This window comes from Nocardia sp. NPDC059229, assembly GCF_042754165.1.
In the GTDB taxonomy this organism is placed as follows: domain Bacteria; phylum Actinomycetota; class Actinomycetes; order Mycobacteriales; family Mycobacteriaceae; genus Nocardia.
Genome location: NZ_JBHZAK010000005.1, coordinates 120,568 through 143,703, shown reverse-complemented (window position 1 = coordinate 143,703; position 23,136 = coordinate 120,568). Strand labels below are relative to the sequence as shown.

The window sequence follows — 23,136 nt, the reverse complement described above, 5'->3', positions numbered from 1 at the left end:
GCGAACGCCCCCAGCCCGCCGAACAGGGAGCAAACGGTGACTCTCCCCTCCGCCGCCACCACCTCCGACCAGGACGAGAACGAACCGCGCGAAGAGTGCGGTGTGTTCGGCGTCTGGGCACCGGGCGAAGATGTGGCAAAGCTCACGTATTACGGACTTTACGCATTGCAGCACCGCGGTCAGGAGGCGGCGGGCATCGCCGTCGCCGACGGCTCGCAGGTGCTGGTTTTCAAGGATCTCGGCCTGGTCAGCCAGGTCTTCGACGAACAGACCCTGGCCGCCATGCCCGGCCACGTGGCCGTCGGCCACTGTCGTTACTCCACCACGGGTTCCACCACCTGGGAGAACGCGCAGCCCATCTTCCGTACCACCGCGGTCGGTACCGGAATCGCGCTGGGCCACAATGGAAATCTGGTCAACACCGCCGAATTGAGTACGCGGGCACGGGAACTCGGGCTGGTCACCGGCCGGCTGGCGGGCACCGTGGCAGCCACCTCCGACTCCGATGTGATGACCGCGCTGCTGGCGCACGCGGCCGCCGACAAGAGCATCGAGCAGGCCGCCATGGAGTTGCTGCCGACGCTGCAGGGCGCCTTCTGCCTGACCTTCATGGACGAGCACACCCTCTACGCCGCCCGCGACCCGCACGGGGTGCGTCCGCTGTGCCTGGGCCGGCTGGACCGTGGCTGGGTCGTTGCCAGTGAGACCGCCGCCCTCGACATCGTCGGCGCGTCCTTCGTGCGCGAGATCGAGCCGGGCGAGCTGCTCGCCATCGACGCCGACGGTGTTCGCTCGCTGCGCTTCGCCAATCCGACGCCCAAGGGCTGCGTCTTCGAATTCGTGTACCTGGCCCGGCCCGACTCCACCATCTCCGGCCGTTCGGTGCACGCCACCCGGGTGGACATCGGCCGCCGACTGGCCGCCGAGCACCCCATCGAGGCCGACCTGGTCATCCCGGTGCCGGAGTCCGGCACCCCGGCCGCCGTCGGCTACGCGCAGGGCTCCGGTGTGCCCTACGGCCAGGGCCTGATGAAGAACGCCTACGTGGGCCGCACGTTCATCCAGCCCAGCCAGACCATCCGCCAGCTCGGCATCCGGTTGAAGCTCAATCCACTACGCGAGGTGATCCGCGGTAAGCGGCTCATCGTGGTGGACGACTCCATCGTGCGCGGCAACACCCAGCGGGCGCTGATCCGCATGCTCCGCGAGGCGGGCGCGTTGGAGATCCACGTGCGCATCGCCTCCCCGCCGGTCAAGTGGCCCTGCTTCTACGGCATCGACTTCGCCTCGCGCGCGGAGCTGATCGCCAATGGCGCGGGCCCCGAGGGCATCGAGGGCGAGAGCCTCGACGACATGGTGGAGGGCGTGCGCCGCTCCATCGGCGCGGACAGCCTCGGCTACATCTCGCTCGAGGGCATGGTCGCCGCCACCGAGCAGCCGCGCTCGCGGCTGTGCTGCGCCTGCTTCGACGGCGACTACCCGATCGCGCTGCCGGCGGAGAACGCCATCGGCAAGAACGTGCTCGAGGGCATGCTGTCCGGTGCGACCGAGACCGAGCTGCTGGCGGACAATGTCAATGCCTCGGCGCTGAGTCGCCCATAAGCACAAGCCCTGAGTCGCCGGTAAGTCCAAGCATTCACGGTGCCCGTTCGCGTAATCGCGAACGGGCACCGTGCTTTTCCCGCTCCGAACAGGGAAATTCGGTGGCGCAGTTGCGACATGGGCGTCTCGGGGCGGATGGCTCGATTTGTGTACCGATTGTTCCGAAACGCAACACGCCGGTTATAACCGGTCGATACTGTGCCCAGCCAAAGGATGTCCACCGCGGCGCGGCGGGACCGTGACCCGGCCGCTGCGCTGCGCTTCGAGAGCAGGGCAGTATGCGCGCGAGCAGAGTTGCGGCAGTAGGTTTTGCGGGACTAGCGGTGCTGGCGGTCGCCGGCTGCGGTTCGGGAAAGACATCGGACAGTGGTGGAGGAGCGGGAATCCTGGTCGGCACCACCGACAAGGTCACCTCACTGGATCCGGCCCGGGCCTACGACAACGGCTCGCTGCTGGCGGAAACCCAGGTCTACCAGTTCCTGATGAATTTCCCGGCGGGCGAGGCGGTGCCGAAACCCGACGCCGCCGACAAGTGCGAGTTCACCTCGCCGACCGTCTACACCTGCACGCTCAAACCCGGATTGAAATTCGCCAACGGTGATCCCCTCACCGCGCAGAGTGTGAAGTTCTCCTTCGACCGCATGGTGAAGATCGACGACCCGCAGGGCCCGAAGGCGCTGCTGGACAACCTCGATCACACCGATGCCCCCGACGACAAGACCGTCGCCTTCACCCTCAAGAAGGGCAACGACCAGACCTTCCCGGCCATCCTGCCCACCCAGGCGGCGGCCATCGTGGACGAGAAGGTCTTCCCGGCCGACAAGGTGCTCGCCGACGAGGACATCGTGAAGGCCAAGCCGTTCTCCGGTCCGTACACCATCACCAGCTACGACAAGAACAAGCTGGTCGAGTACAAGTCCAACCCGGACTACAACGGCCTGTTCGGCAAACCCAAGACCGACGCGGTAACGGTGAAGTACTACGCCGAGGCCGCCAACCTGAAACTCGATGTGCAGCAGGGCAATATCGACGTCGCCTGGCACACCCTCACCCCGACCGACCTGGACTCGCTGAAGACCAGCGACAAGGTGACCGTGCACCAGTCGCCCGGCGGCGACACCCGCTACATCGTGTTCAACCTCAACACCCAGCCCGGCGGCAATCCCGCCCAGAAGCTGGCCGTGCGCAAGGCCGTCGCCGTCTCCGTCGACCGCGAGGCCCTGGCCAACAGCGTGTTCAAGGGCACCTGGGCCCCGCTGTATTCGCCGGTGCCCAAGGGTGTTCCGGGCGGCACCGAGGCCCTGAAGGACATCTACGGCGCGCTGCCGAACAAGGACGCGGCCGCCAAGTTCCTCGCCGACGCGGGCGTGGCCACGCCGGTCGAACTGAACCTGCAGTACACCACCGAGCACTACGGGACCGTCAGCTCCGAGGAGTACGCCGCGATCAAGAGCCAGCTCGAGGCCACCGGGCTGTTCAAGGTGAATCTGCAGTCCACCGAATGGGTCGCCTACCAGAAGGCCCGCTCCACCGACGGCTACCCGGTATTCCAGTTCGGCTGGTTCCCGGACTACCCGGACGCCGACGACTACCTGCGCCCCTTCTTCACCGAGGACAACTTCCTGCGCAACCACTTCGGCGATCCGAAGATCACGGCGGAGCTGAACGCCGAACTGACCGAACCGGATCCGGCCAAGCGGACCGCCGCGCTCGCCACCGTGCAGCACGACCTGATGGCCGACTTCCTGCCCATCGTGCCGCTGCTCACCGGCAACCAGATCGCGGTGGCGGGCAAGAACATCCAGGGCGTGGACAACACCCTGGACCCCTCCTCCAAGTTCCGCTTCGGCGTACTGAGCAAGTAGTCGGATGGTGACGACCACCGAACCCGAGGGCGGGCCGGCGATCCCGGCCCGCCCGGCGGGTATACGAACGCACCGCAGGTTCTTCCCGGCCCGCCGCGGCGACACCCGCTACGGCGCGCTGGCGCGGTACCTCGGGGTACGAGCCCTGCTCATCATCCCCACCACCTGGATCCTGGTGACCCTGGTCTTCTTCCTGATGCGGGTGATCGGCGATCCCATCACCGCCGCGCAGGGCGGGCGGCTCACCCCCGAGGAGTTGCAGCGGCGCAAGGAGGCCGCCGGACTCACCCGGCCCATCCTCACCCAGTACCGGGACTACCTGTCCGGTCTGCTGCGCGGGGATTTCGGCCGCTCCCAGGACAATCGGGCCATCAGCGACGTCATCGTCACCTACGGCGCGGCCACGCTGGAACTGGTGTTCTGGGCGCTCCTCGTGGCCTTCGCGGTCGGGGTGCCGCTTGGCAGATATGCCGCCACCAAACGGGATTCGGCCGCCGACGTGAGCCTGCGGTTGTTCGCGATCCTGGTGTACGCGGCCCCGGTGTTCTTCGTGGGCCTGCTGTTGAAGCTGATCTTCGCGGTCAAGCTGGGCTGGCTGCCCGTGGCCGGGCGGGCGAGCACGACCGTGGAGCTGCAGCTGCAGCACGTGTCGCCCAAGACCAACATCATGATCGTCGACGCGATCCTCTACGGCGACACCGGGAACATCGTCGACGTGCTGAAACACGCTGTGCTGCCGGCGGTCGCGCTGGGCCTGCTCACCGCAGGCGTGTTCCTGCGACTGGTGCGGATCAACCTGATCCAGACCCTGCGCTCGGGCTACGTGGAGGCCGCCCGGGCCCGCGGCCTGTCCGACCGCGTCGTCACCGGGCGGCACGCCTTCCGCAATGCCCTCATCCCGGTGGTCACCGTCATGGGCATGCAGATCGCCATGATGCTCGGCGGCGCGGTGCTCACCGAAACCACCTTCGAATGGAAGGGATTGGGCTACCAGCTCGCCACCTACCTGCAGGCGCGCGACTTCGTGGCGGTGCAGGGCATCGTCGCGTTCATCGCCATCGTGGTGGCCGTCATGAGCTTCCTGGTGGACCTGATCGTGGCGCTGATCGACCCGAGGGTGAGGTTCTGATGACCGTCATCGAAACCGGCGTGCGGGCGCCGGTCCCGCCGACCCGCTCCCGGCTGCGGATCCCCGGAACGGCCCTGGTGCGCATGACCTCCGGGTTGCAGCGGGCCACGCTGCTGCTCGGGCTCGCCCTGGTCGCGGGGTTCATCCTGGTGGCCGTCTTCGCGCCCCTGCTGGCGCCCTACGGATTCGCGCAGAACGCCTCCGGCGGCGTCGATTTCGCGCGGCAGCAGGCGCCGTCGGCCGCGCACTGGTTCGGCACCTCGGTGCGCGGGGAGGACGTGCTCTCCCGCGTCCTCTTCGGGGCGCGCACCGCGCTGTCGGTGATCGCGGTGTCGCTGGTGCTGTCGCTCATCGTCGGCGTGCCGCTCGGCCTGGCGTCCGGCTACCTCGGCCGCTGGGTGGACCGCGTGCTGGTGCTGTTCATGGACGCCATGTACGCGTTCCCGTCGCTGCTGCTGGCCATCGTGGTGTCGATCGTGGTGTCCGGCGGGCAGTCCAGCAGCTTCGGCGGCATCCTGTCGGCGGCCATCGCCATCACCGTCATCTTCGTGCCGCAGTACTTCCGGGTGGTGCGCAACGCCACCATCTCGGTGAAACAGGAACCGTACGTGGACGCCGCGCGCGTCACCGGCGCGTCCACGCTGCGAATCCTGTTCCGGCACATCCTCGCCAATGTCACCCAGTCGCTGCCGGTACTCATCACCCTCAATGGCGCGGAGGCCATCCTCACGCTGGCCGGGCTGGGCTTCCTCGGCTTCGGCATCGAACCCACCCAGGCCGCGGAATGGGGCTACGACCTCAACAAGGCGCTGGCCGACGTCTCCAACGGCATCTGGTGGACCGGCGTATTCCCCGGCGCCGCCATCGTGATCGTGGTGCTCGGCATGACCCTGGTCGGCGAGAGCCTCAACGAGGTGCTCAACCCGCTGCTGCGCACCCGCCGCGCCGCCACCGCGGCGGCCACCGACACCGAGCCCGCGGCCACCGAACCCGAACCCGCGCAGGAGGCGGCCGATGCCTGAACCCGTCCTGTCCTTCGACTCCCTCACCGTCACCTTCGCCACCGACGCCGGGGCCGTCACGGCCGTGAAAAACGTGTCCTACCAGGTGTATCCGGGCGAGGTACTGGCCGTGGTCGGCGAATCCGGCTCCGGCAAATCAGTCAGCTCGCGCACCGCCATGGGACTGCTGCCGCCGACCGCGGGCGTCCGCGGGCACGTCCTGCTGGGCGCGAAAGCGATCACCAGGATGAGCGAGAAGGAACTCACCGCGGTGCGCGGCGGAGCCGTCTCCATGATCTTCCAGGAGCCCGGCGCGGCCCTGGACCCGCTGTTCACCGTCGGCTTCCAGATCGGCGAGGCACTGCGGGCGCACTCGGGCATGAAGCGGAAACCGGCCCGCGCCAAGGCCATCGAACTGCTGCGCGCCGTCGGGCTGCCCGACCCCGAGGCACGGGTGGACTACTACCCGCACCAGCTCTCCGGCGGCCAGAAACAGCGCGTGGTGATCGCCATCGCCATCGCCTGCGAACCCCGGGTGATCATCGCCGACGAACCGACCACCGCCCTCGACGTCACCGTGCAGGCCGAAATCCTGGCACTACTCCGGGATCTGCGCGACCGCATCGGCGCGGCCATCGTGCTCATCACCCACAATATGGGCGTCGTGGCCGACCTCGCCGACCGCGTCGTGGTGATGCGCGAGGGGCGCATCGTCGAAGAGGCACCGGTGGAAAAGCTCTTCGCCGAACCCGAGCACGAATACACCCGTGCCCTCCTGGCCGCGGTGCCGAAACTACATGTGCTGCCCGATAACTGGGAAGCCGCGGAGTATCCCGGTGACAGTACACCGGCCGCTGTGGTCGAGGCCCGAACCGACTCCGCGCCCGTGGCCGGAGCGGCACTGGCGAGAACGATTGTCCGCGAACCCATCCCGGCCGACGCCGCCACCGTGCTGGAGGTCTCCGGCCTGGTGGTGGAGTTCCCGGCCCCGCTCGGCCGCCCGTCCTTCCGGGCCGTGAACGAGGTCGGCCTCACCCTGCGCCGCGGCGAAACCCTCGGCCTGGTCGGCGAATCCGGCTCCGGCAAGTCCACCATCGGCCGCTGCGTGGCCGGTCTGCAGCGGCCCACCGCGGGCAGCGTCCGGGTGCTCGGCACCGATATCGCGGGGCTCTCCGAACGCCGGCTGCGGCCCATCCGCCGCCGCTTCGGCTTCGTCTTCCAGGACCCCGCCACCTCCCTCAACCCGCGCCTCACCATCGGCGACTGCGTGGCCGAACCCCTGCTGGTGCACAAACAGGCCAAGGGTGCGGCCGCCCGCGATCGCGTCCGCCGCCTCCTCGACGACGTGCAACTCCCGGCCGGGGTGGAAAAGCGCTACCCGCACGAACTTTCCGGCGGCCAGCGCCAGCGGGTCAGCCTGGCCCGGGCCCTGGTGCTCAATCCCGACCTGCTGGTCGCCGACGAACCCACCAGCGCCCTGGACGTCTCCGTCCAGGCCCGGGTGCTCGAACTGTTCGCGGGCCTCCAGCGCGAGTTCGGCTGGGCCTGCCTGTTCATCAGCCACGACCTCGCCGTGGTGGATCAGCTGGCCGACCGGATCGTGGTGCTCCGCAACGGGACCGTCATCGAACAGGGCAGCAACGACGACATCCTGCGCAACCCACGCGAGGAGTACACCCGCCGACTGGTCGCCGCCGTCCCCGTCCCCGACCCGGTAGAGCAACGGCGTCGGCATCGTTACGAAACGTGACAACTGATCTCGTGGCGCTATGGGTAACTCGCCGGTACGTCCAAAATAGATGTGGCACCTGACCGCCGACACGGGTGCTGGAGTCCTACGGCTCTATGCCGCCCGATGAGTTGTCGGGGAGGCGGGTGAGCTAGCGTGAGCAGGCATCTATCCATCGATTCGGCTTGGAGCTCTCTCCGACAATGACTGAACAGATCCCCAGCGGTGCCGGTGCCTCGTACGCGGCGGCCGGCGTCGACATCGAAGCCGGTGACCGTGCAGTCGAGCTGTTCGCTCCCCTGGCCAAGAAGGCCAGCCGCCCCGAAGTACAGGGCGGACTCGGCGGCTTCGCAGGACTGTTCGCACTGAAGGGCGGCTACAAGGAGCCCCTGCTCGCCGCCTCCACCGACGGCGTCGGCACCAAGATCGCGGTCGCCCAGGCCCTCGACAAGCACGACACCGTCGGCCTCGACCTGGTCGCCATGGTCGTCGACGACCTGGTGGTCTGCGGCGCCGAACCGCTGTTCCTGCAGGACTACATCGCCGTCGGCAAGGTGGTCCCGGAACGCGTCGCGCAGATCGTCTCCGGCATCGCCGAGGGCTGCGTCATCGCCGGCTGCGCCCTGCTGGGCGGCGAGACCGCCGAGCACCCGGGCCTGATGGGCGTCGACGACTACGACCTGTCGGCCACCGGCGTCGGCGTGGTCGAGGCCGACGCCGTGCTCGGCCCGGACCGCGTCCGCCCCGGCGACGTGGTGATCGGTATGGGCGCCTCCGGCCTGCACTCCAACGGCTACTCGCTGGCCCGCAAGGTGCTGCTCGACATCGACCGCATGTCCCTCACCGGGCACGTGGAGGAATTCGGCCGCACCCTCGGCGAGGAACTGCTCGAGCCGACCAAGATCTACGCCAAGGACTGCCTGGCCCTGATCGCCGAGACCGACGTCCGCACCTTCTGCCACGTGACGGGTGGCGGCCTGGCCGCCAACCTGGCCCGCGTGCTCCCCGCCGGCCTGGTCGCCGAGCTGGATCGCGGCACCTGGAACCCGGCCCCGGTCTTCAAGATGATCGCCCAGCGCGGCCGCGTCGAGCGTGCCGAGATGGAGAAGACCTTCAACATGGGCGTCGGCATGGTCGCCGTCGTCGCCCCCGAGGACGCCGACCGCGCCCTCGCCGTCCTCACCGCTCGCCACATCGACTGCTGGACCCTCGGCACGGTGAAGAAGGCCAAGGACGCCGACGCCGCCCGCGCCGTCCTGGTGGGAGACCACCCGCGCTTCTGAGCGCCGGACAGCAACGAACGAAGGGCCCGGGCCACTCTGGAGAGTGGCCGGGGCCCTTCGCTATGTCCGGCGGCAAGCCAAATCGCCCATCTCCCAACGCGACAACTGATTTCGTTCCGGTGAGAGCAACTCGTCGGGTACGTCCAGAATCGGGTCGGCACGCAACGGGCGGCACGCGTGCAGAATCAGCTACGGCTCCCCAGCCGTGCGCCAGAGGCGCGGGGAGGCGGGGGAGCCGCTAGTGCTGCTGGCAAACCTTCAGCGCGGCGTGCTTCTCGGCTCAAAACGACGTGCTAAAGGGGGAAGCCCATCGGCCTCCCCCTGCAGTGCGTCGAAATATCCGAGTCAGCGACGCCAGTCGTCGTAGCTGTCTTCTTCTTCCCAGCTCGACCGCGATTCGCTCGCGTCATGCTCTTCGGAAAGCACACCACTCCGCTGTGTGTCGGAGGGACTCCCCGACAGCTCTCGCTGAAGGCTCGAGAAGTCGGTCGACGGCGAGCTGTACTTGAGCTCCCGTGCAACCTTGGTCTGCTTTGCCTTAGCCCGGCCACGGCCCATGGCTGACCCCCTCGCGTCACTGCGGGGCGGCCTGGGGTGGGTTTGGCGGCCCCGTTCGAATTAATACTCTTCCTGACGAACACTTTAGCGTGTGTCCGGCGGTCGCGCTTCCAGGAGTGGGGGATAAACGTCCCGGGGCCGGGCCCGGCGATCTCCGGGCCCGTGCGAAGAGGTTGCCGACCGGGGGCTACAGCGCCCCGGGAATCGCTCGGACGATGCCCACCCGGGTTCCGCCGCCGAGCACCGCGGGGGCCGCCAGCTCAGCGTGCTCGTCGGTCCACGGCACCCCCATACGCTGGAGAATGGCCAGCGTCAGGGGAAGTCGCGCGCGATCGGCGCCGTCATCGATCTTGTAGGCGAAGGCCGAACCGTCCGGCAGCGCGCCGGCGTGCACCCCGTCCGCGCCGATCTTGCACACCAGGCCGGGGGTCGCGGTCATCACCCGGAAATCGGGACCGTCCGTGCCGGAAATCACTCGCGGATGCGTGCGAATCGCGTCGGCGACACGGCGTTCCGGGCTGTCCTCGGGCGCGGTGGCGAAGGTCGCGTAGGCGCGCGCCAGATTCACCAGCGACACCGGTACGATCGGCAGGCCGCAGCCGTCGATGCCCAGATCGGTCTCCGGTTCACCGGTCAGGTCGGCGACCGTCTCCAGCACGGCCCGCTGCAGCGGGTGCCCGACCTCGAGATAGCCGCGGGTGGGCCAGTCGTTGATCCGGCAGGTCGCGAGCATGGCGGCATGCTTGCCGGAGCAGTTCATGTAGACGCGACGGGACGCCTTCGCGCGGTCGCGCCCGGCCAGCGCCTGGGCCCGGGCGTGCTCCTCGAACGGCAGATCGGGCGGGCACTCGAGATCGTCCTCGGTGAAGCCGAAGCGGTCCAGCAAACGCTGTACCAGCTCCACATGATCGGCCTCGCCGAAGTGCGAGGCGGTGGCGATGGCCAGCTCGGCGTCGTCCACCGGCTCGAAACCGTTGCGCAGCAGGGTGAGTGCCTGCATCGGCTTGTTGGTGGAGCGCGGGAAGATCGGGCCGTGCACCGCGCCCACGGCGACCAGCGGCTCGCCGTCCGGGCGCAGCACCACCGCCGAGCCTCGGTGCACGCACTCCCGGAACCCGGACCGCACCACCTCGACCAGATCGACGCTCATGGCAGGGCTCCCCTCGGAAGTCGGTGTCATCGGGCGGCCACCCCGGCGTGACGGCGGCGGTGACGATCGATCTGCATGCGGACGTCGTCGGAGATGGTGGGCTCGGCCTCGGCCAGCAGTTCCAGGCGGGCCGGGTCGGCGCCGGTGAACAGGTCGCGGACGGTGATCCGGTGCTCGGGCACGTACACCACCCGCACCTCGTCGGCCGCGCCGATCGTGCCCTCGGTGAGCACCCGCAGATAGGCGCCGGTATTCGCCTGTGCGGTGAAGCGTTTCACCCACTGCGGTTCGCCGGAGTGCCACTGGAAGGTGGAACACGGGACGCGCGGAGCGGACACCTCGAGCAGGGTGTCGCCGATGGTCCAGCGTTCGCCGATGACCGCATCGCTCACGGGCAGGCCGGTCAGGCGCAGGTTCTCGCCGAACCAGCCCGCGTCGAGGTCTCGGCCGAGCTCGGTGGCCCAGCGGCGCGCGTCCTCCTCCGCATAGGCGTAGACGGCCTGGTCCACGCCGCCGTGATGTCTGGTGTCGCACACGTGGTCGCCGTCCAGTCCCAGCGCCCGGACCGGAACCCGGTGCGGCACCGGGCGTTTGTCGATGGCGGTGCGACCCACCTTGGAGGACCGGGCGGGCACCTCCAGCTCGGCGTGCACGACGCAGACGGCCAGCACCCGGCCGGCCGGAACGACGGCGTTCACCGGCCGCGCAGCTTCTCGACGGCGAGCCGGCCGGCCTGCGGCTCGTCGTGGGCGGGTATCGAATCCGGGTCGATGGCCGCCGCACACGGGCCCGCCACCAGCGCGGTGTCGGCTGGGATGGTGCGTTTGATCAGGGCGAGGGCGATCGGGCCGAGTTCGTAGTGATCGATCACGGTGCCCAGGACGCCGACGGCCCGGCCGCCCGCGGTCACCGGGTCGCCGGTCGCGGGGCGGGAATCCGCGGAACCGTCCAGGTGCAGCAGCACCAGGTGCCGGGGCGGCTTGCCGAGGTTGTGCACCCGGGCCACCGTCTCCTGGCCGCGGTAGCAGCCCTTGTTCAGATGCACCGCACCGTGTTCGGCGGGGCCGCCGATCCAGTTCACCTCGTGCGGGATGGTGCGGTCGTCGGTGTCGACGCCCAGGCGCGGGCGCAGCGCGGCCACCCGCAGCGCCTCGAACGCCCACAGGCCCGCGGCCGCCGCACCCGCGTCGCGTAGCCGCGTCCACCACGTGGCCAGCTGGTCGCGCGGGACGATCAGGTCGAAGGAGTCGGCGGTGGGCCAGGGCATGCGGCGCAGGAAACCGCCGCCGGGCAGGGGAACCGCGCGATAGGTGCCGGGAAGGGCTGGGACGCCGAGGGTTTCGGTGAGCTCGGCCACATCCGGGCCCAGCAGGCTCAGCACCGCATGGTCGTTCGCGTCGACGGGTTTCGCGTCGGCCCAGAACACCATCTTCTGCAGGAAGCTCAGCAGCTCGGGGCCGCGCGCGCCCTCGGTGTCGATCCACACCGTGCCGTCCAGGTCGGTGAGCACGAAGTGGTTGAGCACCCGGCCGTTCAGATCCAGGTCCAGATTCTCGGCGGATTCCCCGTCGCCCAGATCGGCGACCGCCTGACTGGAGATGGTGTGCAGCCAGCTCAGCCGTTCCTTGCCCGTGATCGACAGCACGAATCGGTGGGAGCGATCGACCACCGCGACCCCCTGTACCGCCGCACGCTGCTCGCCGAAGGGATCGCCGTGATGCCACGCGACCGCGGCATCCGGTGACTCCGGCAGCCCCGCGACAGCCCCTGGAACCTGCAGAATCGGACTGGGTGCAACCGATGAGGACACACACCCACACTAACCCGCCTCTCCGCGCCTTCAGCGCACGGCTCGAGAGCCGTGGCCGGTTGGGCACGCGTGCCGGCGGCCGGGAGCCGAACCGATTGTGGACGTATCCGGTGAGTTACCCGGATCGGTGCGCGATCAGTTGTCGCGTTGGGAGACGAGACCGGGTGGCGTGATCAGGTCATGGGTGGGTTTGTCGCGTCCGGAACGATGTCGCGAATGGGCCGCGGGCAGAGGTTTACGGCGTGGTGGCAGGCGGGTTGACGGGGCGGGTGGCGCGGTATGGCCGCCGGGGTGCGCCATCTGTCATAGGGTCGAGTCCATGGTGGAACGGGTTTTGGTGACACTCGACGGCGCGATCCGGGATCCGGACGCGCCGTTGTTGTATGCGGACGACATCGGGGTGCTGCGGGGGGACGGCATCTTCGAGACGGTGCTGGTGCGCGGGGGCGTGCCCTGTGCACTGGAGTTGCATCTGGCCCGGCTACGCCGCTCGGCGGAGGCGCTCGATTTGCCCGCGCCGGATCTGGAGGCGTGGCGGTTCGCGGTGGAGCTGGCCGCCGAGCAGTGGGGGAGCGAGCGTGAGGGGACGTTGCGCATGGTGCTCACCCGGGGGCGTGACAGCGATCACGGAGCCGCCGGCGAACGAATGGCGAACAAGGGCGGGGACCTGGCCGGCGCCGAACCGGCAACCACCGGTTACGTTTTCGTGGTGCCGGTCCCGGACCGCGTGGAAAAGGCTCGCACCGAAGGTGTTTCGGTGATCACGCTCTCGAAGGGCATCTCCATCGACCTGGCGCAGAACGCGCCGTGGCTGCTGCTGGGTGCGAAAAGCCTGTCCTACGCGACCAATATGTCCGCGCTGCGGTTCGCCCAGCGGATGGGCGCCGACGACGTCATCTTCACCAGCACCGAGCATCGGGTGCTGGAGGGTCCGCGCTCGACAGTCGTTGTGCAGCGCGACAACAAGCTCCTCACCCCGCCCGCGCGCAATGGCGTGCTGCCCGGCACCACTCAGCGCGCATTGTTCGCGCAGGCGGAGAAGGCGGGCTGGGAGTGCCTGTACGAGCCGCTGTTCACCGCCGACCTGATCACCGCCGACGCGATCTGGATGCTGTCCTCGATCACCCTGGCCGCGCGGGTCAATTCCCTGGACGGACTGCGCATGTCGGCGCCGGAGAACGCGGACGAGATCGTCGAGATGGTCAATCGCGGCATCGCACTGCCCGGGAGCCTCGCCGACTGGTGATCGGCCCGGGTTTCCCTGACGGTCACCAGGTTCCGGCGGTGACCGGTGGGATTCGCCGCGGCGTGTCCATCACATTCCGGCAAATATCTGGCACGCTGTGGTGAGGCATACGTTGATCTGAGCTCCCATGGGCGTAATGTCTGGTACTACGTCATGTCGTAGATCGGCAGGGAGGTCGGATGAGCGTCGTAGATCTGGCGCGCTGGCAATTCGGAATTACCACCGTTTATCACTTCATCCTGGTGCCGCTCACCATCGGCCTCGCTCCGCTCGTCGCGGGCATGCAGACCGCCTGGGTGATCACCGGTAAGGAGCATTGGCTCAGGCTCACAAAGTTTTTCGGCAAGCTGTTCCTGATCAACTTCGCCCTCGGCGTCGCCACCGGCATCGTGCAGGAATTCCAGTTCGGCATGGGCTGGAGCGAATACTCCCGCTTCGTCGGCGACGTGTTCGGCGCCCCGCTGGCCATGGAGGCGCTGGTCGCCTTCTTCATGGAATCGACCTTCCTGGGCCTGTGGATCTTCGGCTGGACCCGCCTGCCGCAGAAAGTGCACCTGGCCTGCATCTGGCTGGTCGCCATCGGCACCAACGCCTCCGCGTACTTCATCATCGCGGCCAACTCGTTCATGCAGCACCCGGTCGGCGCGAAGTACAACCCGGAGACCGGCCGCGCCGAGCTGCACAGCATCTGGGAGGTGCTGACCAACAACACCACGCTCGCCGCCTTCCCGCACGTGGTGGCCGGATCCTTCCTCACCGCAGGCACTTTCGTCGCGGGCATCGCCGGATGGTGGATGGTGCGCAATGCGCGCAAGGGCAAGGCCGAGAGCAGCGACGCGCCGATCGAGGAGGCCCGCACCATGTGGCGGCCGAGCGCGCGCCTGGGCCTGTACGTGATCCTGGTCGCCTCGGTCGCCCTCATCTTCACCGGTGACATCCAGGGCAAGCTCATGTTCAAGCAGCAGCCCATGAAGATGGCCTCGGCCGAATCGCTGTGCCACACCGAGACCGACCCAGACTTCTCGGTCCTGACGGTCGGCACCCACAACAACTGCGACAGCGTCGACCACCTCATCGAGGTGCCCTACGTGCTGCCGTGGCTGGCCAGCGGCGACTTCACCGGCGTCACCCTGAAGGGCGTCAAGGACCTGCAGGTCGAGTACAACCAGAAGTACGGCGTCGGCGACTACCGGCCCAACCTGTTCGTGACCTACTGGTCCTTCCGCGCCATGATCGGCTTCATGGCCGGCCCGATCCTGTTGGCGCTGGCCGGATTCTGGGTCACCCGCCGCGGCCGGGTACCGGATCAGACCTGGTACAAGTGGCTTTCGCTGCTCGCCATCGCGACCCCCTACCTGGGCAATATCTCCGGCTGGGTGTTCACCGAGATGGGCCGTCAGCCCTGGGTGGTCGCACCCAACCCGACCGGCGACCAGCACATCCGGATGACGGTGCAGCAGGGCGTCTCCGGGATATCGGCGGGCACCGTGCTCACCTCGCTGATCGTCTTCACGGCGCTCTACGGACTGCTGGCCATCGCGTGGTTCTACCTGATGCGCCGCTACGTGAACGCCGGACCCGAGAAGGCATCCACCGGTGCGGGCACCCCGAAGATGACCGGGGAGCCCGTCGAGAAGCTTTCCTTCGCCTACTAGGAGCCGAGGATGAGTCTCCCAGAATTCTGGTTTCTCCTGATCGCGGTGCTGTTCACCGGCTATTTCGTGCTGGAGGGCTTCGACTTCGGCGTCGGCATGCTGATGCCGATCATCGGTCGCGGCAACGAGCAGAAGAAGCGGACCGTGCTCAACACCATCGGCCCGGTGTGGGACGGCAACGAGGTGTGGCTGCTCACCGGCGGCGGCGCCATGTTCGCCGCCTTCCCGGAGTGGTACGCCAGCCTGTTCTCCGGGTTCTACCTGGCGCTGCTGCTCATCCTGGTCGGGCTGATCGCGCGGGCCTGCGCCATCGAGTGGCGCGGCAAGATCAACGATCCGCGCTGGCGCACCTGGTGTGACGTGGGCATCGCGCTCGGGTCGTGGATTCCGGCGCTGGCCTGGGGCCTGGCCTTCGCGAACATCGTGCGCGGTGTGCAGCTCAACGAGCACAAGCACATCCAGGGCACGCTGCTCGACCTGCTCAACCCGTACGGCATTCTCGGCGGGCTGGCCACGCTGCTGCTGTTCCTGCTGCACGGCGCGGTGTTCATCGCCCTGAAGACCGGCAGCGAGGTGCGCGACGACGCCCACCGCATCATCCGGCTGATCTTCGCGCCCACCGCGGTGGTGGTGGCGTCCTTCGGCATCTGGACCCAGCTCGCCCACGGCAAGGGCTGGACCTGGATTCCGCTGGTGCTGGCCGTGGTCGGGCTGGTGGTGGCGGGTCTCGCCGCCATCCGGGGCCGGGACGGCTGGGCCTTCACCGGCACCGCGGTCACCATCGCGGCGGCCACCGTGCTGCTGTTCGGGTCGCTGTTCCCGAATGTGCTGCCGTCCACCATCAATGACGCGTACAGCCTCACCGTCGACGGCCGCGGCGGCACCGTGGCGGCGTCCTCGACCCACTACACACTGGTGGTGATGAGCTGGGTCGCGGTGGCCCTGGTCCCGATCGTGCTGATCTACCAGGCTTGGACGTACTGGGTGTTCCGCAAGCGGCTCACCGTGGAGCAGATCCCGGCCTCGATCGGGCTGCCCATGGAATCCGCGAAGAGCTGAACGGAGCGGGCGCGCCGGACGTGATGTCCACGGGCCCGGCGCGCCCGTTCGCAGAGGAGATCGACCATGGCACGACCGGTGGACCCGCGACTGTGGCGGCACGCTCGCTCCGCCCGCAGGTATCTCGGGCTGAGCGTGGGGCTGTCGCTGGTCACCACGGGGTGCATCGTGGTCGCGGCGCTCGCGCTGGCGCGGGTGCTCGCGGGGGTCATCACCGAACCGGATCAGCGCCGCATCGGCTCCTGGACCGCCGAACTGGTGATCTTCGCGGTCGCGGTCGGGTGCCGGGCGGCCGCCACCTGGTGGCAGTCGCGGCTCGCGCACCGGGCCGGGGCGCAGGTGGTCGCCGAGCTCGAGACCGCCGCACTGGCAGCCGGGGCCCAGCTCCCGCCGCGGGAATTGGAGAGCCGCCGCACCGAACTCGCGGTCGTGGTCGGCTCCGGATTGGGCGGGCTGCGCGCCTACCTCGCGGGCTACCTGCCCGCCCTGCTGCTGGCGATGCTCGTCCCACCGGTGGTGCTGGCCGTGATCGCGGTGCACGACTGGGTCTCCGGCCTGATCATCTTCGTCACCCTGCCGCTGATCCCGATCTTCATGATCCTCATCGGCCTGCTCACCCAGGGGAAATCCGCCGGCACCCTGGCCGCCACCACCCGGCTCTCCGACCAGCTCCTCGACCTCTTCGCGGGCATGCCGACCCTGCGCGCGCTCGGCCGCGAGACGGGACGCGCGGACAGCGCTGGGGGAGACGGTGATTCGCCTCGCAGCATGGCGGGCCGGGTCCGCGAGCTCGGCGATGTGCTGCACCGCCGGACCATGTCGGCGCTGCGCCTGGCGTTCCTGTCCTCGATGGTCCTGGAAATGCTCGCCACCCTGTGCGTGGCCCTGGTCGCGGTCTCCATCGGCATGCGCCTGGTGTTCGGCCACATGGGCCTGTACGCGGGCCTGCTCGCCCTCATCCTCGCCCCCGAGGTGTACCTCCCGCTGCGCGCCGTCGGTGAACGCTTCCACGCCGCCCAGGACGGAATGGCCGCCGCCGACAAGGCTTTCGCCATCCTCGAGCCGGACACCGCGCCGGCCGCCGACGCGAACACCGATGCGGCATCCGCCGCGCCTACGCCCGTGCCGGCCGGACCCCAGCATCGGAACCTGGACGGCCACATCGACATCCGTGATCTCACCGTGCGGTCCCGCGACGGATACGCACCCGAAGGGCTGTCCGCGGCCCTCCGGCCGGGCACGGTCACCGTCCTGACCGGCCCGAACGGCTGCGGCAAATCGACTGCGCTGCAAGCCATCCTGGGCCTGGTCACCCCGGACGCCGGAAGCGTTCTCGTCGACGGCATACCCGTCTCCGACCTGGACCCCGACCACTGGTGGTCCCACATCGCCTGGCTCCCCCAGCGCCCCGTCCTCGTCCCCGGCACCCTCCGCGCCAACCTCGAACTCCTGGGCCCCCCATCCGGCCCCGACCAGGTCGACGCCGCCTGCGCTGCAACCGGTTTCGACGCCGTCCTGGCCACCCTCCCATCCCGCTGGGACACCGTGCTCGGCGCCGGCGGCATCGGCCTCTCCCTTGGTCAGCGCCAGCGCCTCGCCCTCACCCGCACCCTCGCCGCCCCACGCTCGATCCTGCTCCTGGACGAACCCACCGCCCACCTCGACGATGCCTCCGAGACAACGGTTCTCGCGGCCCTGACCGCCCGCGCCCGCGCCGGAGCCACCGTCGTCGTGGTCGCCCACCGTTCGTCCGTTCTCGCCATCGCCGACCACGTGGTCGAAGTTCCGGCCACCACCACGGCGCAGTCCGAGCATGAACCACAGTCGGATACGACGGCCGCTGCCCCACAGCAATCACAGGCGGCGACGAACTCGGCTGCCGAGCTCAGCGGCGACGCCGCGCCAGGGTCTTCCGGCGCATCCGCCGGAACCGGGATCGACGGGTCAGCGACCGCTCCGGATCCGGGCGCCTGCGGACCCGCGCCGGAAACCGCTGCCGCCGAGTCGATATCGGGTCCGCGAGCGGATCCCGGTCCCCGTCGAGCGGACGGGGGCGCACTCGGCCGAGCCGGGAGCGGCGCGACCGGGAGCGCGGGTGCGGTGAGCTCGATGGAGGTGTCGGCGCGATGAGGGCGGTACTGGCCGATTTTCGGCGGATTCGGGAGCTGCTCGAGCTGTCGCGGGGACGGATGGCGCTGTCGGTGGGGTGGGGGGTGCTGGCGCTCGGGAGCGGGCTCGGGCTGGCGGCGTTGGCGGCGTGGCTGATTGCGCGGGCGTGGCAGATGCCGCCGGTGCTGGATCTGAGCATTGCCGTGGTGACCGTTCGGGCGCTGGGTATTTCGCGGGGGCTGTGCCGGTATCTGGAGCGGCTGGCCACTCACGATGTGGCGTTGCGGTCCATGAGCACCGCGCGGACCACGACCTATCGGACGCTGGCGGGTGCGGACATCTGGCGGTTGCGGCGGACCGGGCCGGTGTACGGCGATGCCGCCGGACCGGCGGACGCGGAAGACGAAGCCCGGCAGGGGGATCCGACGAATCTGCGGCGCGGTGAGCTGCTCGGCCGGGTCATGAGCGATATCGACGATCTCGGTGCCGTGGTGGTGCGCGCGTTCGTCCCGATCGCGGTTGCGCTGATCCTGTCGCTGCTGGCCGTCGGACTGCTGACGAGTATCTCGCTGCTCGCGGCGGTGATTCTGGCAGTGGCGCTGGCCGTTTCGGGCATCATCGCGCCGTGGCTGTCGGCGCGCGCGGCCCGGGAGGCGGAGCTCGCGGTGCGGACCGATCGCACCGAGTTCACCGCCGAGGCGCTGACCGTGCTGGACCACGCGCCCGAATTGCGGGTGGCGGGGCGGCTTTCCGAGGCGGTCGGCGCGGCCGCCGCGGCGGGGCAGCGGGCGGTCGCGGCGGAGGATCGGGCGGCGGCGCGCAGCGCGTGGGCCGCGGCGGTGCTGCCACTGTCCATCGGGGCGAGCGTGCTGGGCGCGCTGCTCATCGGAATCGTGCTGTACGGCAGCGGTTCTCCCATCCCGACCGCGGGCTTCCAGACCATCCCGCCGGGCGGCATCACCCCGATGGCGTTCACGGTGCTGGTCCTGGTCCCGCTGTCCGCCTTCGAGGCCGTGGCGGTGCTCCCGGCCGCCGCGCAGGCCCTCACCACCGGCCGCGCCGCCCTGCACCGCCTGGATCGGCTCGAGCACGGCGAATCCGCGGCTCCCGCACCGAATCTCCCCGCGCTGCCGCCGGGCCGCCGGATCGCCGTGGTCGGCCCCAGCGGCGCGGGCAAGACCACGCTGCTGATGTCCTGGGCCGGGCTCTTCGAGACGCCGCGCCCGGGCGTCACCTTCTTCGCCGAGGACGCGCACCTGTTCGGCACCACGGTGCTGGAGAACCTGCGCGTGGCCCGCGGCGACATCACCCCGGGCGAGGCCGAATCCGCTCTGCGCGCGGTCGGAGCCGGCGACTGGCTGGACTCCCTCCCCGGCGGCGTCGAGACCGATCTGGTCGGCGGCGCGGCCGCGGTCTCGGGCGGTCAGCGCCGGCGCCTCCTGCTGGCCCGCGCCCTGCTCGCCCCGGCCCGCGTACTGCTGCTCGACGAACCCACCGAGCACCTGGAGGCCGAAGCCGGGGCCGAGCTGCTGCGCCGCCTGCTCGACGAATCCAGTGGCCTGGTGGAGCGCGACCGCACCGTGGTCGTCGTCACCCACCAGCTGCCGCCGGACACGAAGGCGGACACCATCGTTCGCGTCGAGCCGGGCGGCACCGTCGCCATCGCTCGATCTATTCCCACAACGCCGACCTGACCTGCGATTTCGCGATCCGAGAAAATACGTTGCCGCCGCTGTCTCACCCGACTAATTTCGTCGGTACACAGGAAGGAGGTGGTTCGAGAATGATTTCTAGGACGCGTGAGGTGGCTGCCAGCTAGGCGCTACCGCTGCAATCGGATTCCGATCGCGCGAGCCCTCGCGAATCCAAGGCAGTCACCCGGCCCCCGAGTTACGGTCCGTCCGACCGGATCAGCGTGAAAATGTTGCATCTTCCGCTGGTATGACTCGGGGGCCGTACCCTTTTCAGCACATCCACGCATGAAAAAGCCCCGTCCGGCCGGACGAGGCTTCGCTGAATCTGCTAGCCGATGTACCGCTGCAACCGCGCCGAGAGCCGCGGCTCCAGTGCGCCGTCGGCGGCGATGCGCTCCTCGACGTAGCCCAGGTCGCCGCCCTCGACAATGCCGTAGAGCCGCTTCGCGCCGCCCACCACGATGCCGGACTGGCTGCGGATCACCACGTCGGTGGCCAGCTCCCAGGAGGACTGGGTGAGCGCCTGGCCGTAGAACAGCTCGACAATGCCGGTGGAGTGGGTGAGCAGCAGCTCCAGCACCTCGTCGTCACCGTCGATGCCGACCCGCCAGAAACCGCTCTCCCGCAGATCCGGGCCCGCGTACTCGCCCTGGGCGTCCAGCTTCCAGGAGCGCGCCTCCCAGGTCAGGTAGTCGCCGCCGTCGTGCGAGACGATGATCTGCTGACCGAAGCGGTAGTCGCCGGTCTCGAAATCATTGCCCTCGCCCTCACCGCGCCACACGCCGACCAGCGGCAGCAGCGCGAGCATGGAGGAACTCAGATCCGGGCCCAGCCGCAGGTTCGCGGTATCGACGGGCAACGGCAGATCGGGGAGCGTCGGAACGTTCAGCGCCCCGGTCGACTTGGCACGCTCGGCCGCGTCCGCGACCGCCTGGTCGCCGCTGCGCCGGGGGGCGGCAGCATCAGCGGGCTTCGCGCCCTCGTCGTGGCGAACGATCGGCGTCGACGACGACGAACCGTTGGCCACTCCGTTTTCGATGTTCTCGTGGGCCGGATCTGTCACGACTCGGTGAACAGCCGGTAGAGGACGTACAGACCGAACCAGGCGATCAGCACGGAGACGAGAACCAGCAGAATCTCGAAGGTAAGCACCACGGCTGGGAGTCTAATCGCACCGCCGGGATCACGTGAAAACGACCCCGGGAAAAACTCCGGCACGCACGAGAACGGCCCCGGGATCACGAATCCCGGGGCCGTTCTTGATGTTTCGCCTACTTGGCGACGCTGACGTCCACGTTGTGGATGCCGGCGCCCTCCGGCGACACCTCGACGGTGCCGTTGCCGGACGCGGACAGCGCGCGCAGGGTCCACGTGCCCGGCGCCGCGAAGAAGCGGAAGTCGCCGGTGCCCGAGGCCACGACCTCGGCGGTGAAGTCGCCGTTGCCGTCCAGCAGGCGGACGAACGCGCCACCGACGGTCTGGCCGTCAGCGGTCAGGACGCGGCCGGTGATGACCGTCTCCTTCTCGACGTCGACGTTGGCGGGCAGGGCCTGGCCCTGGGTAGGTGCTGCACACATAGGTAATTACGCTCCCAACTCGATCGGTGCACCGACGAGGGACCCGTACTCGGTCCAGGACCCGTCGTAGTTCTTGACGTTCTGGTGGCCCAGCAGCTCCTGCAGCACGAACCAGGTGTGCGAGGAACGCTCACCGATGCGGCAGTAGGCGATGGTCAGCTTGTCGCCGTCCAGCCCGGCCTCCTTGTAGATCTCCGCCAGCTCGGCGTCGCTCTTGAAGGTGCCGTCCTCGTTCGCGGCCTTGGACCACGGCACGTTGATGGCGGTCGGGATGTGGCCCGGACGCTGCGACTGCTCCTGCGGCAGGTGCGCGGGAGCCAGGATCTTGCCCGAGAACTCGTCGGGGGAGCGCACATCGACCAGGTTCTTGGCGCCGATGGCCTCGATGACCTCGTCGCGGAAGGCGCGGATGGACAGGTCCTGCGCGGCGGCCTTGTACTCGGTGGCAGCGCGGTCCTTGATCTCCTTGGTCAGCTCACGGCCGTCCAGCTCCCACTTCTTGCGGCCGCCGTCGAGCAGCTTGACGTCCTGGTGGCCGTACAGCTTGAAGTACCAGTAGGCGTAGGCCGCGAACCAGTTGTTGTTGCCGCCGTACAGCACCACGGTGTCGTCGTTGGCGATGCCACGCTCGGACAGCAGGGCAGAGAACTGCTCCTGGTTCACGAAGTCGCGGCGAACCTGGTCCTGCAGGTCCTTCTTCCAGTCGAGACGCACGGCGCCCTCGATGTGTCCCAGGTCGTAGGCCGAGGTGTCTTCGTCGACCTCGACGAGGACGACGCCCGGGGTGTTGAGGTTCTCTTCGACCCAGTCTGCGGAGACCAGGACATCGGAGCGAGCCATGTTGTTCCTTTCGATGCGGTGCCGGTACAGGCGTTGCGTTCGTGTGGTTGAGGGATGGACGGTTCGGGGGTCAGACAGAGGAGTTCACGGAGCTGGTCGAGGTCGGGACGGTGCTGCCCGGGGCCGAGCGGAACCGCGCGACCAGCGGATAGATCTTGCAGCCCAGGCAGATTCCGAAGGCCGCGTTGAGGAAGGCTGCGAACAGCGCGAATCCGGTGAAGATAGCGCCCGCCACGGGGCTGCCGGCCGCGAAACCCAGCACGCCCAGCACCGCGAAGGCCAGGCCCACCAGCTGCGCGAAGCGCAGCGGCGCAACGGGTTCCAGCTCGGTCGGGGCACCGATGCGCGGGGCGACCGCCGCGGCGTAGAGCCGGCCGTACGGGCTCCGGCGCGGACCGTGGGCCGCGCCCAGGCCGAACACGATGGCCTGCAACGCCAGCAGCACGGTGGCGGCGGGAACCGAGACGGCGGCGAGGATCAGAACGAGGGCGAGCACCGCGGTGGTGATCCAGGCGGCGAAGCGGGGGCCGCGAACATCCACCTGCCCGGCGGGTGATGTGCTTCGCCCTGCGGGTGATGTGCTCGGATGAGGGTTCGGCATGGGAGTACTCCTGCGCTGAAGGTGTATTGGCCAGATCGCCGGAGGATCGAAACGATCTCTCGACAGCGGGACAAATCCGGTCGGCGACAGAGGAATACGAAAGGCCGACCGGCTAGCGGCACAGGCAGCAACAACCACCGAGCCGGCACAGGTCTACCGTGCGGCGTCGGGTGAGCATCAGCTCGCGGTTGGATTGCACGAGAGGGAGTTTACCCAATTTTCGGGGGA

18 protein-coding genes and 1 pseudogene are annotated in these 23,136 nt (G+C 69.0%); 11 read left to right on the top strand and 8 right to left on the bottom strand.

What is annotated here, in order from left to right; all coding sequences use genetic code 11:
* Nucleotides 1–36: 36 nt before the first annotated feature.
* From purF to purM, 6 genes are all read left to right on the top strand, one after another.
* Complete coding sequence (purF, locus tag ACFXHE_RS14105) at nucleotides 37–1,602, top strand: amidophosphoribosyltransferase (protein WP_379383029.1); 1,566 nt, start codon at nucleotides 37–39, stop codon at nucleotides 1,600–1,602.
* Nucleotides 1,603–1,880: 278 nt separating this feature from the next.
* Nucleotides 1,881–3,467, top strand: a complete 1,587-nt coding sequence (locus tag ACFXHE_RS14100; RefSeq protein WP_379383027.1) for an ABC transporter substrate-binding protein — start codon at nucleotides 1,881–1,883, stop codon at nucleotides 3,465–3,467.
* Between the two features lie 118 nt (nucleotides 3,468–3,585).
* On the top strand, nucleotides 3,586–4,596 hold the full coding sequence (locus tag ACFXHE_RS14095; RefSeq protein ID WP_379383440.1) for an ABC transporter permease: 1,011 nt from the start codon (nucleotides 3,586–3,588) through the stop codon (nucleotides 4,594–4,596).
* Complete coding sequence (locus tag ACFXHE_RS14090) at nucleotides 4,596–5,618, top strand: ABC transporter permease (RefSeq protein ID WP_379383025.1); 1,023 nt, start codon at nucleotides 4,596–4,598, stop codon at nucleotides 5,616–5,618. The genes ACFXHE_RS14095 and ACFXHE_RS14090 overlap by 1 nt, the downstream gene beginning before the upstream one ends.
* Nucleotides 5,611–7,347, top strand: coding sequence for an ABC transporter ATP-binding protein (locus tag ACFXHE_RS14085; RefSeq protein WP_379383023.1), 1,737 nt, complete (start codon nucleotides 5,611–5,613; stop codon nucleotides 7,345–7,347). Before ACFXHE_RS14090 ends, ACFXHE_RS14085 begins: the two co-directional genes overlap by 8 nt.
* A 182-nt stretch (nucleotides 7,348–7,529) precedes the next feature.
* Nucleotides 7,530–8,609, top strand: coding sequence for a phosphoribosylformylglycinamidine cyclo-ligase (purM, locus tag ACFXHE_RS14080; RefSeq protein ID WP_356998884.1), 1,080 nt, complete (start codon nucleotides 7,530–7,532; stop codon nucleotides 8,607–8,609).
* Nucleotides 8,610–8,954: 345 nt separating this feature from the next.
* On the opposite strand, the gene ACFXHE_RS14075 is transcribed toward purM, so the two are convergent.
* The 4 genes from ACFXHE_RS14075 to ACFXHE_RS14060 form a co-directional block, all read right to left on the bottom strand.
* A complete protein-coding gene (locus ACFXHE_RS14075) occupies nucleotides 8,955–9,167 on the bottom strand; it encodes a DUF3073 domain-containing protein (protein ID WP_071811571.1) in 213 nt (70 codons plus the stop codon).
* A gap of 187 nt (nucleotides 9,168–9,354) precedes the next feature.
* Nucleotides 9,355–10,317: an asparaginase gene (locus ACFXHE_RS14070; RefSeq protein WP_379383021.1), complete on the bottom strand. Its 963-nt coding sequence runs from the start codon at nucleotides 10,315–10,317 to the stop codon at nucleotides 9,355–9,357.
* Between the two features lie 26 nt (nucleotides 10,318–10,343).
* A complete protein-coding gene (locus ACFXHE_RS14065; protein WP_379383019.1) occupies nucleotides 10,344–11,015 on the bottom strand; it encodes an MOSC domain-containing protein in 672 nt (223 codons plus the stop codon).
* Nucleotides 11,012–12,127, bottom strand: a complete 1,116-nt coding sequence (locus ACFXHE_RS14060) for a YgfZ/GcvT domain-containing protein (RefSeq protein WP_379383017.1) — start codon at nucleotides 12,125–12,127, stop codon at nucleotides 11,012–11,014. The genes ACFXHE_RS14065 and ACFXHE_RS14060 overlap by 4 nt, the downstream gene beginning before the upstream one ends.
* A 319-nt stretch (nucleotides 12,128–12,446) precedes the next feature.
* Between ACFXHE_RS14060 and ACFXHE_RS14055 the strand changes: the two genes are divergently transcribed.
* The 5 genes and pseudogenes from ACFXHE_RS14055 (at nucleotide 12,447) to ACFXHE_RS14035 (ending at nucleotide 19,890) form a co-directional block, all read left to right on the top strand.
* Nucleotides 12,447–13,373 carry an aminodeoxychorismate lyase gene (locus ACFXHE_RS14055; protein ID WP_379383015.1) on the top strand — a complete coding sequence of 309 codons (927 nt, stop codon included), beginning with the start codon at nucleotides 12,447–12,449 and terminating at the stop codon, nucleotides 13,371–13,373.
* Between the two features lie 179 nt (nucleotides 13,374–13,552).
* Nucleotides 13,553–15,028, top strand: a complete 1,476-nt coding sequence (locus ACFXHE_RS14050) for a cytochrome ubiquinol oxidase subunit I (protein ID WP_379383013.1) — start codon at nucleotides 13,553–13,555, stop codon at nucleotides 15,026–15,028.
* 9 nt (nucleotides 15,029–15,037) lie between these two features.
* Complete coding sequence (gene cydB / locus ACFXHE_RS14045) at nucleotides 15,038–16,087, top strand: cytochrome d ubiquinol oxidase subunit II (protein WP_379383011.1); 1,050 nt, start codon at nucleotides 15,038–15,040, stop codon at nucleotides 16,085–16,087.
* Between the two features lie 66 nt (nucleotides 16,088–16,153).
* A pseudogene (gene cydD / locus ACFXHE_RS14040) lies at nucleotides 16,154–17,878 on the top strand (thiol reductant ABC exporter subunit CydD); the annotation flags it as partial.
* Between the two features lie 335 nt (nucleotides 17,879–18,213).
* Nucleotides 18,214–19,890 carry an ATP-binding cassette domain-containing protein gene (locus ACFXHE_RS14035; protein ID WP_379383009.1) on the top strand — a complete coding sequence of 559 codons (1,677 nt, stop codon included), beginning with the start codon at nucleotides 18,214–18,216 and terminating at the stop codon, nucleotides 19,888–19,890.
* Between the two features lie 328 nt (nucleotides 19,891–20,218).
* On the opposite strand, the gene ACFXHE_RS14030 is transcribed toward ACFXHE_RS14035, so the two are convergent.
* From ACFXHE_RS14030 to ACFXHE_RS14015, 4 genes are all read right to left on the bottom strand, one after another.
* Nucleotides 20,219–20,887 carry an FABP family protein gene (locus ACFXHE_RS14030; protein ID WP_379383438.1) on the bottom strand — a complete coding sequence of 223 codons (669 nt, stop codon included), beginning with the start codon at nucleotides 20,885–20,887 and terminating at the stop codon, nucleotides 20,219–20,221.
* A gap of 274 nt (nucleotides 20,888–21,161) precedes the next feature.
* Nucleotides 21,162–21,467, bottom strand: coding sequence for a DUF1416 domain-containing protein (locus ACFXHE_RS14025; protein ID WP_354830981.1), 306 nt, complete (start codon nucleotides 21,465–21,467; stop codon nucleotides 21,162–21,164).
* A 6-nt stretch (nucleotides 21,468–21,473) separates the two neighbouring features.
* Nucleotides 21,474–22,307, bottom strand: a complete 834-nt coding sequence (locus ACFXHE_RS14020) for a sulfurtransferase (protein ID WP_364606039.1) — start codon at nucleotides 22,305–22,307, stop codon at nucleotides 21,474–21,476.
* Nucleotides 22,308–22,377: 70 nt separating this feature from the next.
* Nucleotides 22,378–22,908: a DUF4395 domain-containing protein gene (locus ACFXHE_RS14015; RefSeq protein ID WP_379383007.1), complete on the bottom strand. Its 531-nt coding sequence runs from the start codon at nucleotides 22,906–22,908 to the stop codon at nucleotides 22,378–22,380.
* Nucleotides 22,909–23,136: the final 228 nt, after the last annotated feature.

Coding starts and splice junctions, on each gene's coding strand:
- ACFXHE_RS14025 (WP_354830981.1), bottom strand. CDS start 21,467: ATGTGTGCAGCACCTACCCAGGGCCAGGCCCTGCCCGCCAACGTCGAC.
- purM (WP_356998884.1), top strand. CDS start 7,530: ATGACTGAACAGATCCCCAGCGGTGCCGGTGCCTCGTACGCGGCGGCC.
- ACFXHE_RS14020 (WP_364606039.1), bottom strand. CDS start 22,307: ATGGCTCGCTCCGATGTCCTGGTCTCCGCAGACTGGGTCGAAGAGAAC.
- ACFXHE_RS14015 (WP_379383007.1), bottom strand. CDS start 22,908: ATGCCGAACCCTCATCCGAGCACATCACCCGCAGGGCGAAGCACATCA.
- ACFXHE_RS14050 (WP_379383013.1), top strand. CDS start 13,553: ATGAGCGTCGTAGATCTGGCGCGCTGGCAATTCGGAATTACCACCGTT.
- ACFXHE_RS14090 (WP_379383025.1), top strand. CDS start 4,596: ATGACCGTCATCGAAACCGGCGTGCGGGCGCCGGTCCCGCCGACCCGC.
- ACFXHE_RS14075 (WP_071811571.1), bottom strand. CDS start 9,167: ATGGGCCGTGGCCGGGCTAAGGCAAAGCAGACCAAGGTTGCACGGGAG.
- ACFXHE_RS14070 (WP_379383021.1), bottom strand. CDS start 10,317: ATGAGCGTCGATCTGGTCGAGGTGGTGCGGTCCGGGTTCCGGGAGTGC.
- ACFXHE_RS14085 (WP_379383023.1), top strand. CDS start 5,611: ATGCCTGAACCCGTCCTGTCCTTCGACTCCCTCACCGTCACCTTCGCC.
- ACFXHE_RS14055 (WP_379383015.1), top strand. CDS start 12,447: ATGGTGGAACGGGTTTTGGTGACACTCGACGGCGCGATCCGGGATCCG.
- ACFXHE_RS14035 (WP_379383009.1), top strand. CDS start 18,214: ATGAGGGCGGTACTGGCCGATTTTCGGCGGATTCGGGAGCTGCTCGAG.
- ACFXHE_RS14100 (WP_379383027.1), top strand. CDS start 1,881: ATGCGCGCGAGCAGAGTTGCGGCAGTAGGTTTTGCGGGACTAGCGGTG.
- cydB (WP_379383011.1), top strand. CDS start 15,038: ATGAGTCTCCCAGAATTCTGGTTTCTCCTGATCGCGGTGCTGTTCACC.